This window comes from Methylobacterium variabile (assembly GCF_001043975.1).
GTDB classification, from domain to species: Bacteria; Pseudomonadota; Alphaproteobacteria; order Rhizobiales; family Beijerinckiaceae; genus Methylobacterium; species Methylobacterium variabile.
The window spans coordinates 22,136-37,215 of the sequence record NZ_LABY01000085.1 but is presented as its reverse complement, the minus strand read 5'-3'; the positions used below and the strand labels follow the sequence as shown (position 1 = coordinate 37,215).

13 protein-coding genes are annotated in these 15,080 nt (G+C 72.3%); 8 read left to right on the top strand and 5 right to left on the bottom strand.

Going from position 1 to position 15,080, the window contains the following annotated elements:
- The first annotated feature begins 729 nt into the window (after positions 1 to 729).
- From VQ02_RS13675 to VQ02_RS13660, 4 genes are read left to right on the top strand one after another with little or no spacing between them, the layout of a single operon-like run.
- Positions 730 to 2,076: a dicarboxylate/amino acid:cation symporter gene (locus VQ02_RS13675; RefSeq protein ID WP_048444754.1), complete on the top strand. Its 1,347-nt coding sequence runs from the start codon at positions 730 to 732 to the stop codon at positions 2,074 to 2,076.
- Positions 2,077 to 2,080: 4 nt separating this feature from the next.
- Positions 2,081 to 3,004 carry an ROK family protein gene (locus VQ02_RS13670; RefSeq protein WP_048444760.1) on the top strand — a complete coding sequence of 308 codons (924 nt, stop codon included), beginning with the start codon at positions 2,081 to 2,083 and terminating at the stop codon, positions 3,002 to 3,004.
- A 51-nt stretch (positions 3,005 to 3,055) separates the two neighbouring features.
- Entirely contained in the window at positions 3,056 to 3,544 is a 489-nt protein-coding gene (locus VQ02_RS13665) for an Lrp/AsnC family transcriptional regulator (protein WP_048444753.1), read from the top strand.
- Positions 3,545 to 3,593: 49 nt separating this feature from the next.
- The gene (locus VQ02_RS13660) at positions 3,594 to 3,803 is read left to right on the top strand and encodes a helix-turn-helix domain-containing protein (protein WP_245239724.1); all 210 of its coding nucleotides are present in this window, start codon (positions 3,594 to 3,596) and stop codon (positions 3,801 to 3,803) included.
- A 58-nt stretch (positions 3,804 to 3,861) separates the two neighbouring features.
- Here VQ02_RS13660 and VQ02_RS13655 read toward each other — a convergent pair whose 3' ends face one another.
- The 4 genes from VQ02_RS13655 to VQ02_RS13640 all read right to left on the bottom strand — a co-directional run bounded on the left by VQ02_RS13655 (position 3,862) and on the right by VQ02_RS13640 (position 8,761).
- Positions 3,862 to 4,269, bottom strand: coding sequence for a DUF2000 domain-containing protein (locus VQ02_RS13655; protein ID WP_048444752.1), 408 nt, complete (start codon positions 4,267 to 4,269; stop codon positions 3,862 to 3,864).
- 29 nt (positions 4,270 to 4,298) lie between these two features.
- The gene (locus VQ02_RS13650) at positions 4,299 to 5,192 is read right to left on the bottom strand and encodes an AraC family transcriptional regulator (protein WP_083469202.1); all 894 of its coding nucleotides are present in this window, start codon (positions 5,190 to 5,192) and stop codon (positions 4,299 to 4,301) included.
- A 136-nt stretch (positions 5,193 to 5,328) separates the two neighbouring features.
- The gene (locus tag VQ02_RS13645) at positions 5,329 to 5,988 is read right to left on the bottom strand and encodes a YoaK family protein (RefSeq protein WP_048444751.1); all 660 of its coding nucleotides are present in this window, start codon (positions 5,986 to 5,988) and stop codon (positions 5,329 to 5,331) included.
- Between the two features lie 16 nt (positions 5,989 to 6,004).
- Positions 6,005 to 8,761 (bottom strand): bifunctional acetate--CoA ligase family protein/GNAT family N-acetyltransferase, encoded by a 2,757-nt coding sequence (locus VQ02_RS13640; RefSeq protein ID WP_048444750.1) that lies wholly within the window; start codon positions 8,759 to 8,761, stop codon positions 6,005 to 6,007.
- Positions 8,762 to 9,087: 326 nt separating this feature from the next.
- Here VQ02_RS13640 and VQ02_RS13635 point away from each other — a divergent pair, with 326 nt between their 5' ends.
- Positions 9,088 to 9,414 (top strand): hypothetical protein, encoded by a 327-nt coding sequence (locus VQ02_RS13635; protein WP_048444749.1) that lies wholly within the window; start codon positions 9,088 to 9,090, stop codon positions 9,412 to 9,414.
- Positions 9,415 to 9,580: 166 nt separating this feature from the next.
- Positions 9,581 to 10,468: a peptidylprolyl isomerase gene (locus VQ02_RS13630; protein ID WP_048444748.1), complete on the top strand. Its 888-nt coding sequence runs from the start codon at positions 9,581 to 9,583 to the stop codon at positions 10,466 to 10,468.
- 161 nt (positions 10,469 to 10,629) lie between these two features.
- On the opposite strand, the gene VQ02_RS13625 is transcribed toward VQ02_RS13630, so the two are convergent.
- Positions 10,630 to 12,561 (bottom strand): bifunctional sugar phosphate isomerase/epimerase/4-hydroxyphenylpyruvate dioxygenase family protein, encoded by a 1,932-nt coding sequence (locus VQ02_RS13625; RefSeq protein WP_048444747.1) that lies wholly within the window; start codon positions 12,559 to 12,561, stop codon positions 10,630 to 10,632.
- A gap of 186 nt (positions 12,562 to 12,747) precedes the next feature.
- Here VQ02_RS13625 and VQ02_RS13620 point away from each other — a divergent pair, with 186 nt between their 5' ends.
- Together VQ02_RS13620 and VQ02_RS13615 are read left to right on the top strand one after the other, a co-directional pair.
- The gene (locus VQ02_RS13620; protein ID WP_048444746.1) at positions 12,748 to 13,611 is read left to right on the top strand and encodes a shikimate dehydrogenase; all 864 of its coding nucleotides are present in this window, start codon (positions 12,748 to 12,750) and stop codon (positions 13,609 to 13,611) included.
- A 72-nt stretch (positions 13,612 to 13,683) separates the two neighbouring features.
- Positions 13,684 to 15,027 carry an MFS transporter gene (locus VQ02_RS13615; protein WP_048444745.1) on the top strand — a complete coding sequence of 448 codons (1,344 nt, stop codon included), beginning with the start codon at positions 13,684 to 13,686 and terminating at the stop codon, positions 15,025 to 15,027.
- Positions 15,028 to 15,080: the final 53 nt, after the last annotated feature.

Below are 15,080 nucleotides of genomic sequence, written 5' to 3'. Positions count from 1 at the left end.
GCTGCGGCGAGCGCCAGCGCGACGCCGGGCAGGCCTCCGGGGAAGGCCATGCGGCCGTGCCGGGTCCGCGGGATCTCCGCCGGATGCCGGAGGCAGCAAGCCGGCTCGTAGACCACCAGCCGTCCGGGGCCCCACCTGTCACCGGGTCGACCATTGCGTCGATCGCGAAGGCGACGACAGGAGCGAGGGGATCGCTGCCGAGGCGTGCTGCCACGCCCCGCGGATCAACCGAGTCCCAGAGACGCTGCCAGCCACGCGGCGGGGCCATCCTAGTGGGCCCGTACGGCACCGGCAGGGCGGCCGGCCTTGGGAACGTTAGTGCATGGGGCAGTCTCGCAGCCGACTTGACTTAAAGTCAGGCCGAGACATGTTCGTGCCCGTATCCGGGCCGGTCCGCCCGGGGCGGCGCAAGGGTGTGTCGCCCCCTCCACGCCGCGACGAATTTCGGTCTGCCAATCGGGCAGATCGGATTACCGCCGATCCGAAATCGTGGTTTATGACGGAAACGCGTTGACGCGACGGCGCCCGCGCGGCATGGCCCATTCTACGGGTCCCGGCGACAGCCACCAGGCTGCCCGAGATCCCGGTGGTGTTTACCGTCAGGAACAGCCGGCCCGGACGACCTAGACTGTACCGGCCGCAAGGTAACTTCGAGTCATATACGCGGCGAAGGCCGCGGCGCGACGGCCGTTCCCAGGCGGCCGCCGGCACCTTGGGGAGAGAACGATCATGCAGCACGCCACGCCGTCCGCGACGGCCCCGAGCTCGTCGCAGCCCTGGTACAAGGTCCTCTACATCCAGGTTTTGATCGCCATCGCGCTCGGCGTGCTGCTCGGCTACGTCCTGCCCGATACCGCCAAGTCGATGAAGTGGCTCGGCGACGCGTTCATCGCGCTCATCAAGATGATGATCGCGCCGATCATCTTCTGCACCATCGTGCACGGCATCGCCTCGATCGGCGACCTGAAGAAGGTCGGCCGCGTCGGACTGAAGGCGCTGATCTACTTCGAGGTGGTGTCCTCGCTCGCCCTTCTCATCGGCGTGATCGTCGGCGAGATCGTGCAGCCCGGCGCCGGCTTCGGCGTCGACCCCTCGAAGCTCGACGCCAAGGCGGTCGCCGGCTACGCCAGCAAGGCGCAGGCGGACTCGACCGTCGCCCACATCATGGCGATCATTCCCAAGAGCTACTTCGATGCCTTCGCGGGCGGCGACTTGCTGCAGATCCTGCTGATCGCCGTCCTCACCGGCGTCGTGATCACGGGGTTGGGCGAGCGCGGCAAGCCGGCGATCCACGCCATCGAGGCGGCGGGCGAGATCTTCTTCCGCATCATCGGCATGATCGTGAAGCTCGCGCCGATCGGCGCCTTCGGCGCCATGGCCTACACGATCGGCGAGTACGGCATCGGCAAGCTCGGCAACCTCGCGGGCCTCGTCGCCACCTTCTACCTGACGAGCCTCCTGTTCGTGCTCGTGGTGCTCGGGCTGATCGCGCGCTTCTCCGGCTTCTCGATCATCAAGTTCCTGGCCTACATCAAGGACGAGCTCCTGATCGTGCTCGGCACCTCGTCGTCCGAGACAGTGCTGCCGCACATGATGCAGAAGATGAAGCGGCTGGGCGCCTCGGACTCGGTCGTCGGCCTCGTCATCCCGACGGGCTACTCGTTCAACCTCGACGGCACCAACATCTACATGACGCTGGCGACGCTGTTCCTGGCCCAGGCCGTGGGCGCGGATCTCAGCTTCGGCCAGTACGCCACCATCATCCTCGTCGCGATGCTGACCTCGAAGGGCGCCTCCGGCGTCACCGGCGCCGGCTTCGTCACCCTGGCGGCGACGCTCGGCGCGATTCCCGGCACCCCGGTGCCGGTCGCCGCGATGGCGCTGATCCTCGGCATCGACAAGTTCATGTCGGAGTGCCGGGCCCTCACCAACCTCGTCGGCAATGGCGTCGCCTGCGTGGTGGTGAGCCGCTGGGAGGGCGAGCTCGATCCGGTGAAGCTGCGCGAGGTGATGGCCAACCCCGTCGCCATCGGCACCGAGATCGCCGACGAGAAGCCGGTCCCGGTCGCCCCCTGAGGTGATGAACTCCCTTCGCCTCGGCATCGATCTCGGCGGCACCAAGATCGCCGGGATCGCCCTCGACGCCGCCGGCCGGGTCCGGGCCGGGCGGCGGATCGCGACCCCGCGGGGCGACTACGACGCCTCGCTCGCGGCCATCGCCGGCCTGGTGGCGGCCCTCGAAGCCGAGGCCGGCGGCACCGGCACGGTCGGGGTCGGCATCCCGGGGGCGCTCGTGCCCGGGACCGGCCGGGTCAAGAACGCCAACTCGACCTGGCTCAACGGCCGGACGCTCGGCGACGACCTCGCCCGGGTCCTCGCCCGCCCGGTGCGGCTCGAGAACGACGCCAATTGCCTGGCGGTCTCGGAGGCCGTCGACGGGGCGGGCGAGGGGGCGGCCCTGGTCTGGGCCGTGATCCTCGGCACCGGCGTCGGCTCCGGCATCGCCCTGGCGGGCCGGGCGCTCTCCGGGCGCCAGCGCATCGCCGGGGAGTGGGGCCACAACCCGCTGCCCCGCCCCCGCGACGACGAGCGCCCGGGACCCGCCTGCTATTGCGGCCGGCACGGCTGCCTCGAGACCTGGCTCTCCGGCCCGGGGCTCGCCGCCGACCACGCCCGGCGCTCCGGCGCCGCCATCACCGGCGAGGCGATCGTCGCGGCGATGCGGGCGGGGGATGCCGCGGCGCGGGCGACCTTCGGGGCCTGGCTCGACCGGCTCGGGCGCGGCATCGCGGGCGTCGTCAACCTGATCGACCCCGACGTGATCGTGCTGGGCGGCGGCCTCTCGACGATCCCCGAGGTCTACGCCGCGCTGCCCGAGCGCGTCGCTCCGCACGTCTTCAGCGACCACTTCGACACCCCGATCCGGCCGAGCCGCCACGGCGACGCCTCGGGCGCGCGCGGGGCGGCCTGGCTGTGGAACGACCCGGCTGCGCCTGCCGCCTGAGGCGTGCTAGGCGGACGTTTCGACCGCCTTCCCGCCCTTGGGAGACAGACTGTGCCGGCCAAGCCCGTCGACCTCGATCCGGCCTCGATCCGCATCCTCGAGCACCTGCAGCAGGACAGCGAGGTCGGCATCGGCGACCTCGCCGAGGCGGTCGGCCTCTCGACCTCGCCGTGCTGGCGCCGGGTCGCCGACCTCAAGGCCAAGGGCATCATCCGGCGCTGCGTTGCGGTGGCCGACCCGCAGGCGCTGGGCCTGCACGTCAACGTCTTCGTCCACGTCTCCCTCGAGAAGCAGACCCAGGCCGCCCTCCAGGCCTTCGACGACGCCATTCGTCACCGCCCCGAGGTGATGGAGTGCTACCTGATGAGCGGCGAGGCCGATTACCTGCTCCGGGTCGTGGTCGAGGACCTGGCCCAGTACCAGCGCCTCATCGTCGATCACCTCACGCGGATTCCGGGCGTGGCGAAGATCCGTTCCAGCTTCGCGCTGGGTCAGGTGAAGTACACGACGGCGCTGCCGCTCGACCACCTCAAGGAATGATGCCGACGATCGAGAGAAAAGGACCTTCGGTTCCGTCCGGGTCATTGGTATGGGACGCGGCATCGCCCGCGATCAGGCGGGCCTCCTGACCAAGGCGGCCTCCGCGCAGGACCGGCGCCGCCTGGCTCTGACGCTGACGCCGAAGGCCGAGGCGCTGCTCGCCCGGCTGACCGCGGCGCATCTGGCGGAGCTGCGGACGCTGGAGCCGGCCCTGACCCGGGCCCTCGGCCGCCTGCGCCGGCGCGGCGTCGAGGCCTGAGGGCGGGGCCGGACGGGCCTCGCGGCCCGCGGGAGACCGCCGGGCCAGGGATCACCGATCACGGATGCAGCGACGCGCCCTTGGTGGCCTTGTCGACGTCCTTCTTCGGGCCGTGCAGGGCGAGCCCGACGAGGTCGGGCGCGTCGGCGGGCTCGCGGCGAAACACCTCCCGGTTGGCGGCGTCGTGCCCGGTCTCGAACATGGCGCGGACATAGGCGCTGCGGGTGAGGTCGCGCTGGATCGCCTGCTGCCAGGCCTTCTGCAGCACCTCGCCGGTGGCCGCGAAGATCAGCATCGGCTGGCCGAGGAGGCGGGCGTGCCGGCGTCCCGCCGCGTCGAGGTAGGGCTCGCCCATCGCCTCCGGCACCGCCCCCGCGATGCCGGTCGCCAGAAACGCGGTGACGTTCAGCTTCTGCCACACGGCCAGGTCGGCGTGGACGAGGATGGCCACCTTGGTGTCGAACATCGAAAAACTCCCTGCGGTCGCCCGCAGGCCTAGTCGAGCGCCTCGGCGGCGTCTGGAACGTTCGTGCGCCCGGTCCGGTAGGCGGCGGGCGTAAGGCCGTAGGCGCGGCGGAACCAGCGCCCGAGATGGCTCTGGTCGGAGAACCCCGCGGCGAGCGCCGCCTCCGCGGGCGGGACCCCGGCGCGCAGCAGCGCCCGGGCGTGGGCCAGGCGCATCTCGACCAGGCAGGCATGGGGCGAGGTGCCGAACCGCCGGCGGAACGACCGGGCGAGCTGGAACCGGTCCGCGGCGCCTGCGGCCCGCGTCAGGTCGTCGAGGCCGAAGGCGGTCGCCGCGTGGGCCCGGATGTAGGCCATCGCCCGCTCCGCGACCTCCGGGCCGCCGTCCGCCCGCGGTCCCGGTGCCGCGACGCCGAGGTGGTGGCGCAGCCCCTCGACCAGGCCGTCCAGGGTCGCGTCGACCGCAAGCGGCGAGGGGGCGTGGAAGATGGCGCGGCAGGCGGCGAGGATCGCCCCGCCGAGCTGCCGGTCGTCGGCGAGCGTCCGGCGGAACCCGATGCCGGCATCCGAGCCCCCCATCGCGTCCCGCAGCCAGCCCTGCGGCAGGTAGAGCATGCTGTAGCGGAAGCCCGTCTCCTGCAAAGCCTGCCCGTCGTGCCGCTCGCCGGGCTCGATCAGGATCACCCGGCCCGCCGTGCTCTGCCGCCGCACGCCGCGGCAGTAGAAGTCCTGCACCCCTTCATGGGTCACGCCCACCAGCCACTCGTCGTGGTGGTGCATGTCGTAGGCGTGGCCGAGGAAGCGCGCCGTCACCGCCTCGATGCCGCTCGCGGAATCGCGCCGGAGGTGGACGAAGTCGCGCGGCGACGCGGCGCCGGCAGGTCGGCGCGGCAGGGCCTGGGTCTTGCTCGAAACGTGTCTCACGGCAGCGTGCGCGGCTCCTCCCGCCCTGGCCTCGGCCCGCGGCGCCGGTCGACCGGCGCATCAGGGCGAGGTCGTGTCCTCGAACGCGAAGCGACGCTACCAAGCGGGCTTCGGGTTGGGAAAGCCGCCGGCGCGATCAGGCGGCCGTACCGACCCGCACGGCTCGCCCGACCGCCAGCGCCAGCACCAGCCCGACCCCCGCGGCCGGCACGAGCAGCGCCGCGAGCCCGTACCCGAGATACGCCAACCCGCCCACCACCGCCCCGCCGACCAGGGCGAGCCAGGTGCAGGCATCCGGCACCCACCCGAAGGCCGGCCCGGCCCGGGTCACGGCCTGGGCCAGTGTGTGGCTGAGGCTGAACAGGGTGCCGGTCACGAACGTGACGCCGGGCCGGAAGCCCGCGCTCCGGCGCAGCGCCGCGTTCTGCGCCCCCATGGCGGCGGCGAGCAGCGGCGACACCGGGCCCTGGAACGGGCTGGCGCTGGCCGAGAGGGCGGCGACGAGGAGCCCGGCCTCGAGGCCGAGCACCGCGGCAGAGCCCCAGCGGCCGGGCAGGAGCAGGGAGACCAGGCTGCCGCAGAATCCGCCGGCCAGGAAGGCGACGAAGAGGAGGCCGATCTGCCAGGCGACCGCGTGGCCGGGCTGGGCCAGCGACACCGCGAACTGGGTCGAGTTGCCGCTCATGAACGAGGTGTAGAGCCCGTCGAGCCGCAGGAAGCCGACGGCGTCGACGTAGCCCGCCGCCGCGGTCAGGAGCAGGCCGCCGGCGATGTCGAAAGGGTGGGTGTCGCGCATGGAGGGCTCGAGCGTCTCAGGCTTCGGGCGCGCCTCTCTCGTCCGCGAGGGTGCGCCGCACCAGCATCAGGTCGGGATCGGACGGGTCCGTCCTCACCGTAAAGCCCAGCTTGCGGCACATGGCCAGCATCGTGGTATTCTCGCGCAGCACCTGGCCCTCGACCACCGCCAGTCCCTCGGCCCGGGCCCAGTCGAGCATCAGCCCCATCAGGGCCCAGCCGAGGCCGAGGCCCTTGAGGTCCGAGCGCACCAGGATGGCGTATTCCCCGGTCTCGTGGTTGGCGTCGGCGTGGAGCCGCACCGCCCCCATCATCGTGCCGGCCGCCTCCTCGATCGCCACGAAGGCGATGGCGCGGGCGTAGTCGAGCTGGGTCAGGCGGGCCAGGAAGGCGTGGCTGAAGTCGCGCACCGGCGCGAAGAAGCGCAGGCGCAGATCCTCGGCGCTGACCTGCCGGAAGAAGGCCTCGAACAACCCCTCGTCCTCCGCCCGCACCGGCCGCACCAGGATCGCCTGGGCGTCCAGCACGATCCGGCGCTCCCAGGCGCGGGGATAGGGCCGCACGGCGAAGCGGGCGTGGCTCGGGCCGGTGCCGGCGTCGCGCCGGCGCTCTGCCGGCAGGGGCGCCACGGCGGCCCGGGCATCGAGGGCGATGACGCCGTCGTGGTCGGCGAGCAGAGGGTTGATGTCGAGCTCGCGCAGCTCCGGCAGGTCGGCGGCGAGCTGCCCGAGCTTCACCAGCACCAGGGCCACCGCCGCCTCGTCCGCCGCCGCCACGTCGCGGTAGGCCTTGAGGCGGCGCGCCACCCGGGTGCGGCCGATGAGGTCGGCGGCGAGCCGGCGGTCGAGGGGCGGCAGGGCGAGCGCCCGGTCGTCGATCACCTCCACGGCGGTGCCGCCGCGGCCGAAGACCACTACCGGGCCGAAGACCGGATCGTCGACGAGGCCGGCGATCAGCTCCCGCGCCTGCGTCCGGCGCAGCATCGGCTGCACCACGAAGCCGGTCACCCGGGCCCCGGGCCTCTCCCGGGCGAGCCGGGCCAGCATGTCGGCCGCCGCCTCCCGCACCGCCGCCTCGCTGGTCAGGCCCAGCCGCACGCCGCCGACGTCGGACTTGTGCACCACGTCCGGCGAGGCGAGCTTGAGCGCCACCGTGCCGCCCGCGGCGATGACCGGCCAGGCGGCCTCCGCGGCCGCGTCGGCGTCGGCGGCGAGCGCCACTGGCTGCGCCGGGATGCCGTAGGCGGCGAGCAGCCCCGTCATCTCGTGCGGGTCGAGCCAAGTGCGCCCCTCCGCCAGCACGCCATCGACGATGCGCCGGGCGGCGGCCGCGTCCGGCACGAGGTCGTCCGGCAGGACTGCCGGAGTGGTGGTGAGGTCGTCCTGCGCCTCGCGGTAGCGCACCAGGTGGCTGAAGCCCTCGACGGCGTCCGCGTCGGTGGCGAAGCGCGGGATGCCGCCCTGGCTCAGGATCTCCCCGGCGGCCTCGTCGCCCACGGTCACGGCGAAGACCGGCCGGGCCCGGAACGCGCCCTTGCGGCCGCGCTTCACCGCCTCGACGATGTCGGTCGCTACCGTGCTGCCGTCCGAGAGGGCGGTGGGCACGTTGATGACCAGCACGGCGTCGTTGTCGCGGTCGGCGATCAGCGCCTCCAGCGCCGCGGCGTAGCGCGGCCCGTCGGCGTCGGCGCCGATATCGACGGGGTTGCGCCATGCCTCCGGGGTCGTGCCCGGCACCGCCGCCGCGAGGCGCGCCCGGGTCTCGCCCGAGAGGCCCGCCAGGCTGCCGCCGAGGTCCATCAGCCGGTCGACGGCGATCGCCCCGACGCCGCGGCCGTTGGCCAGGATCGCCAGGCGCCGGCCCGGGAACGGCCGCTGGCGGCCCAGGGTCTCGACCGCCGAGAACATCTCGTCGAGGTCCTGCACCCGCAGGAGCCCGGCGCGCCGGAACGCGGCGTCGTAGACCGCGTCGGTGCGGGCCAGGATCCCCGTGTGGGTGATTCCCGTGTGGGTGGTGGAGCGGCCGTCGATCGTCCGGGCGGTGTCGTGCCGGCCGGAGCGCAGCACCACCACGGGCTTTGCCCGCGCGGCGGCCCGGGCGGCCGACATGAACTTCGGCGCGTCGGTCACGGTGGCGATCGAGAGCAGGATCGCCCGGGTGCGGATGTCGGCGGCGAAATGGTCGAGGCAGTCGGCGATGTCGACGTCGACGGCGTTGCCGAGGGAGACGATCCCCGAGAAGCCCGTGCCGCGCCCCTGCGCCCAGGCGACGATGCCGGCCGCGACCGTGCGCGACTGCGAGATCAGCGCCAGGTCGCCGGGGAGCGGCGCCCGGGCGAGCAGGCTGGCGTTGAGGAGCGCCCCGGGCACCGCCAGCCCCATGCTGTCCGGGCCGACGAGGCGCAGGGAGTGCCGCCGCGCCGCCGCGCGGGCGGCCTCGGCGAGGGAATCCGGCCCGTTGCCGAGGCCGGTGGCGATCACCACCGCGGCGCCGCAGCCCTTGCGGCCGGCCGCCTCCACCACCTCCGGCACCGTCTCCGCCGGGGTGACGATGACCACGAGGTCGGCGGGCTCCGGCAGGTCGGCGAGGTCGGCGAAGGCCTGCACGCCGTCGACGCTGTCGTGGCGCGGGTTCACCGGCCAGATCGGGCCCTGGAAGCCGGCCTCGCGCAGGTTGCGCAGGATCGCGGCGCCGAACGCGTTCGGCCGCGCGCTCGCGCCGACGAGCGCCACGGAGCGCGGGGCGAGGAGCCTGTCGAAGCGGTAGGTGCTCATGCGGGGCTCGCGGGTGTCCCGGTCGGCGGGGGCGGTCCGTCCGCCAGTTAGGGCGATACCCCGCCAGGTCATCCTGGCAAGTCATCCTGGCAAATCACCTGGCGAGTCACCCCCGGGACAAGTCTCCCAGGGGACGAGGCGCTCCCGGGTGTGCCGAAGGACGCTCGCCGCCGCGTCGCGACCGGAACAATGCTACCGACCACCGATGCTGCGTTGCAAAATGTTTCTATTGCGATGCAGCATGCCGTGGCCATACTGCGGGCTCCCGGCGAATCCCGGCTTTCCGGACGCGCTCCTCGCGCCGGACAGAACGTCCAGGACAACCGATGCGTCTCCTCTCCCTCGCCGCGCTCGGCCTCGTGCTCGCCACCACGGCCGGCGCCGCCGAGCTGCGCCCGCTCAAGGCCCACAGCCTCGACCTCGGCCCGGTGCGCGGCTCGGCCTACTACACCGTCGAGAAGGACGGCCTGCGGGTCGTCGCCACCCTCGCGCCGACGGATGCGACCGCGGCCACGCCGCTGCGGGTCATCACCACCCTGGCCTCCGACCAGGTCGTCAGCTTCTCGGTGCCTGGCACCCTCGAGGGGCCTGCCGCCTCGGTGGCGTTTGCCCGCCACGGCGACCGGGTCGAGGTCGCCTCGACCGGCTACTGAGCCGATCCCGCTATCGCTGGGCGCCCCCGCGGGTCCGCGACCCGCGGGGGCGCCCAGCCGCCTGCCCTTGCCGCTGCGGCGCCCGCACGGCTTGTCTTGTCGGCCGATCTTTGCCACCTGTCCGCCGGTTCCAACCGACATCGCGTACGGGCCCAAGGATCACGCCATGCCGACCTTCTCCCCCCTCTGGCGCAACGGCGCGCTCGCCCTCGGGCTCCTCCTGCCGGGAGCGGCCCTGGCCCAGCAGCCGGCGGCGCCCGCCGCCACCCCGGCTCCTGCCGCCCAGGCCCCCGACACCGTGGTGGCCAAGGTCAACGGCGCCCCCATCACCGCCGGCGACCTCGCGGTGGCATCCGACGATCCGGCCCTGTCGCTGCCCGGCGTCGACGAGGCGCAGAAGCAGGGCCTCCTCGTCGACTACATGGTCGACCTGAAGATCGGCGCCCAGGCGGCCGAGAAGGCCAAGATCGGCGACAACCCGGACTTCGCCCGCAAGCTCGCCTACTTCCGCGACAAGCTGCTCCTCGACGAGTACCTCGAGCGCGAGGCCAAGAAGGCGGTGACCCCGCAGGCCGAGCGGGCGCTCTACGACGAGACCGTCAAGGCGATGAAGCCCGAGGAGGAGGTGCACGCCCGCCACATCCTCGTCGACAACGAGGCCGAGGCCAAGAAGATCGCCGCGCGCCTGAAGGGCGGCGAGGACTTCGCCAAGGTCGCGGCCGAGGTCTCGAAGGATCCCGGCTCGAAGTCCGAGGGCGGCGATCTCGGCTGGTTCACCAAGGAGCGCATGGTCGCCCCCTTCGCCGACGCCGCCTTCAAGCTCGAGGCGGGCAAGCTCTCCGACCCGGTCAAGACGCAGTTCGGCTGGCACGTCATCAAGGTCGAGGAGAAGCGCACCAAGCCGGTGCCGAGCTTCGACGAGATGAAGGAGCAGGTCGAAGCCTACCTCACCCGCAAGACGCAGCAGGACATCATCACCAAGCTGCGCGAGAGCGCCAAGATCGAGAAGACCGCGGCGGCTCCGGTGGCACCGAAGGCGGACGAGAAGAAGTAGGATCGGTCGTGATGTAGCAGGATGGCCCTCGGAGCGCGGCTCCGGGGGCTTTTTTTATTCTGCTCTTGGAATTGGTCACGCCCTTTCCCGGATCTCCTTCCGCTTCGCTCTACTCGTCCGGGGAAGGGGAGGGGGATGAAATTGGTCCGCCCCTCAACCCCCTACCGCAGCACCTGCGCCAGGTTCGGCCCCCGCAGCGCTGCCAGCGCCGCCATCCGGACCGGCGCGTTTGGCGCCCCGTACAGGTCGTAGCCGCCCCGGCGCTGCACGATCTCGAAGTAGAATCGCTCCTCGAACGGCGTCGTGTAGAGGTGCAGGAACTCGCCCTCGCCGACCCGGTCGTAGAGGATGCTCAGGGACTGCATCCGGGCGATCAGGGCGTCGTCGAGGCCGAAGCGGGCCGCCACGTCGTCGTAGTAGTTGGCCGGGATCGGCAGCAGGGTCGCGCCGGCGGCCTTCAGGCGCTCCGCCGCCGCGAAGATGTCGTCGGTGGCGAGCGCGATGTGGTGGACGCCGGCCCCCGCGAAGCTCGACACCAGCCGGGCCGTCGCGGTGTTGCGGCTCTCCGAGATGTTGAGGGGCAGCCGCAGGGTGCGCTCGGCGTTCGACATCGCCTTGCTGCGCACGAGGCCGTAGGGGTCGGGCAGCACGACGGAATCCTCCGGCTCGAGGCCCAGCACCGCGCGGTAGAACAGCACCCAGGAATCGAGCTGGCCCTCGGGCAGGGCCTGGGCCACGTGGTCGATCCGGGTCAGAGGGCCGGAGGGTCCGGCGGCCGCGTCGATGAGGAAGTCGCTCTCGAAGTCGCCCCCGGTCTGCGGGTCGGTGAGGATGATCAGGCTGCCGTCCGGCGCCCGGATCGACGGGAAGGCATTCTCGTCCGGCCCGATCCGGCCGCCGAAGCGGGCAGCGCCGTAGGATTCGGCCCGGCCGAGCGCCGCCAGCGCGTCGTCGGTGGCGATCGCCTGGGCGCAGACCGAGGGACCGTGCATCAGGAAGTAGGACGAGGCGAAGGAATCCGGCTCGCGGTTGAGCACGATGCGGATCTCGCCCTGGCCGTAGAGGGTCACCGCCTTGCTGCGGTGCTGGCCCATCCGCGTGAAGCCGAGCTGGCCGAGGAGCCGCGCCAGCGCGCCCTCGCAGCGCTCGTCCACCGCCACCTCGAGGAAGCGGTGGCCCGTGATGGCCGGCGGCAGCGGCGGGTCGAACAGCTCGACCCGGCGGCGGGGCCTGCGCGGGGAGGTGGTGCCCGGGGACGGGCCTTGCGCCGCCGCCTCCTCGGTGCGGCGCACCCGCTCCTCGAGGAAGAGCAGCGAGCGGTGCCCGTCGGCGGCGGTCTGGCGCGGGGGCGCGGCCCGCATGTCGTCGTTGAAGATCTCCAGCGAGATCGTGCCGGTGTAGCCGCAGGCCAGCACCGCCTGGAGGAAGCCCGGCACGTCGAGGTCGCCCTGGCCCGGCAGGCAGCGGAAGTGGCGGCTCAAGGTGAGCGGGTTCATGCCGATGCGCGGCGCGTCGGCGAGCTGGACGAAGAACACCCGCTGGCCCGGCAGGCCGGCGATGCCCGACCAGTCGTCGGGCAGGGCCAGGGTGTGGAAGCTGTCGAGGATCAGCCCGAGATGCGGATGGTTCGCCCGCTCGACGATGCGCCAGGCCCGGTCGAAGGTGTGCACCCTCGTGCCCCAGGACAGGGCCTCGTAGCCGATCTTCAGGCCCCGCTTCGCCGCCCTCTCGGCGAGCTGGTAGAGCTGGTCGGCCATCCGGGCATCGTCGTCCGAGACCTCGGTGCCGACGTTGGAGCAGACCAGGATCAGGGGCGCGCCGAGCTCCTCCATCAGGTCGAACTTGCGCTCGGCCCGGTCGAGGTTGCGCTTGAGCTGCTCGTCCGACACGCCCTCGAAGTCACGGAAGGGCTGAAACAGGTCGATCGAGAGGCCGAGGTCGGAGGCGTAACGGCGCACGTCCCGGGCGGCACCGGTGTGGAACAGGAGATCGTTCTCGAAGATCTCGACCCCGTCGAAGCGCGCCGCGGCGATCGCCTCCAGCTTCTCGATCAGCGTGCCGCTCAGCGACACCGTGGCGATCGCCTTCCTCATCACGCTCTCCCCTTTGCGTCACCGCCGGCTCTCCATCGCAAACGGGGCCGGCTCCGTCGAGCCCGGAGCCGCAGCCTCGCGGGCGGCGATCTTTCCGGGTTGACATGAACGTACTGGTTCGTACATTTAGATTCAAGCGCGTCGCAATCGCGCCATTCCGAGGAACGCTAGAGAGGAGCCCGCGCCATGAGCGCTGCCCACGCCTCCGTCCTGGCCGGCCTGATCGGCGCCGGCATCCAGGCCTCCCGCACGCCTGCGATGCACGAGCACGAGGGCGACGCGCAGGGCCTGCGGCTGCTCTACCAGAAGATCGACCTCGAGCGCCTGGGCCTCGGGCCCGAGGCGCTGCCGGAGCTGCTGCAGGCCGCCGAGCGGATGGGCTTTTCCGGCCTCAACATCACCCATCCCTGCAAGCAGGCGGTGATCCCCCACCTCGACGAGCTGTCGCCCGACGCGGCGGCCCTCGGCGCGGTCAACACCGTGGTGCTGCGGACCGGCCGCCGCGTCGGCCACAACACCGACTGGTGGGGCTTCGCCGAGGCGTTCCGTCGCGGCCTGCCGGACGTGGCGCTCGGCCGCGTGGTGCAGCTCGGCGCCGGCGGCGCCGGCGCGGCGGTGGCCCACGCCCTCCTGACCCTCGGCGTCCAGGACCTCGTCCTGTCCGACATCGACCCGGCCCGGGCGGCGTCCGTCGCGGCCTCGCTGTGCGAGCGCTTCGGCGCCGGCCGCGCCCGGCCCTGCGCCGATCTCGCGGCGGAGGTCGCTTCGGCCGACGGCCTCGTCCACTGCACGCCGACCGGCATGGACAAGTATCCGGGCCTGCCGCTGCCGGCGGAATACCTGCATCCGCAGCTGTTCGTCGCCGAGATCGTCTACTTCCCGCTGGAGACCGCGCTCCTGCGCGAGGCGCGTCGGATCGGCTGCCGCACCCTCGACGGCGGCGGCATGGCGGTCTTCCAGGCGGTCGAGGCGTTCCGGCTCATCACCGGCCTCACCCCGGACGCGGAGCGGATGCTCCGTCACTTCGCCGAACTCGGCCGGGCCGCCTGAGCCGTCCTCATCCGAAACAATGCGGCCCGAGCCAACGGGCCCGTCCTCCTCTCCTCTCACAGGAAACGCCCGATGACCTCCTCCGCTTTCCCGGCGGCCGCCATGCCGGCCGCCGAGCCCGAGGCCTTGAAGACCCCGAAGAAGGCCGCGCTCGCGAGCTGGATCGGCAGCGCCGTCGAGTACTATGACTTCTTCATCTACGGCACGGCCGCCGCGCTGATCTTCCCGAAACTGTTCTTCGCGCCGAACAACCCGCAGGCAGCGGCGATCGCCTCGTTCGCGACCTTCGGGGTCGCCTACGTCACCCGGCCGCTGGGCGCGGTGGCGCTGGGCCATGTCGGCGACCGCTTCGGCCGCAAGAAGGTGCTGACCTTCACGCTGCTCCTGATGGGCATCTCGACCTTCATGATCGGCTGCCTGCCGACCTACGACCAGATCGGCATCCTGGCGCCGATCCTGCTCGTCGTCGCCCGCCTGCTCCAGGGCATCTCGGCCGCCGGCGAGCAGGCCGGCGCGAACTCGATGACCCTCGAGCACGCGCCTTCGAACAAGCGCGCCTTCTTCACCAGCTTCACCCTGAGCGGCACCCAGGCCGGCCTGATCCTCGCCACCCTGGTGTTCCTGCCGGTCACCCAGCTGCCCGAGGCGCAGCTGCTGTCCTGGGGCTGGCGCATCCCGTTCTTCCTCAGCGCCGTCGTGGTCGCGGTCGGCTTCTGGGTCCGCCGCACCCTGCCGGAGACCCCGGTCTTCGAGAAGGAGCAGCAGGGGCACGGCCACGCCCCCGAGAAGGAGGGCCTGCCGGTCGCGATCCTGTTCCGCACGCAGTGGGCCGACGTGCTGCGCGTGATCTTCGCGGCGCTCGTCTCGGTGGTGAGCACGATCTTCAGCGTCTTCACCTTGTCCTACGCCGTCAACACGATGCAGATCGACCGCTCGACGATGCTGACCGTGCTGATCCTGGCCAACCTGGTGGCGCTCGGCGCGATCCCGGCCTTCGCGGCGCTCGCCGACCGCATCGGCCGCCGTCCGGTCTTCATCTTCGGCGCCCTCGGCTCCGCGGCGCTGATCTGGCCCTACATGTGGGCGATCAGCCAGGGCAACCTGGCGCTGATCTTCACCTTCGGCATCCTGCTCTCGGGCGTCGTCTACAGCGCCGCCAACGGAGTGTGGCCGGCGCTCTACGGCGAGATGTTCGACACAAAGGTCCGCCTGTCCGGCATGGCGATCGGCACCCAGATCGGCTTCGCGCTCGGCGGCTTCGCCCCGGTCATCAGCGCCGCGCTGCTGGGCACCGGCCCGGCCGGCTGGGTTCCGGTGGCGGCCTTCGTCACCGCCACGGCGGCGATCGCGGCGGTCTCGATCTTCACCGCCCGGGAGACCTATCGCACGCCGATGGAGCTGCTGGGCAAGCGGTGAGACCGGTTCGCGCCGCTCGACAGTATTGATACCCGCCCGGTCGTTCCGGGGCC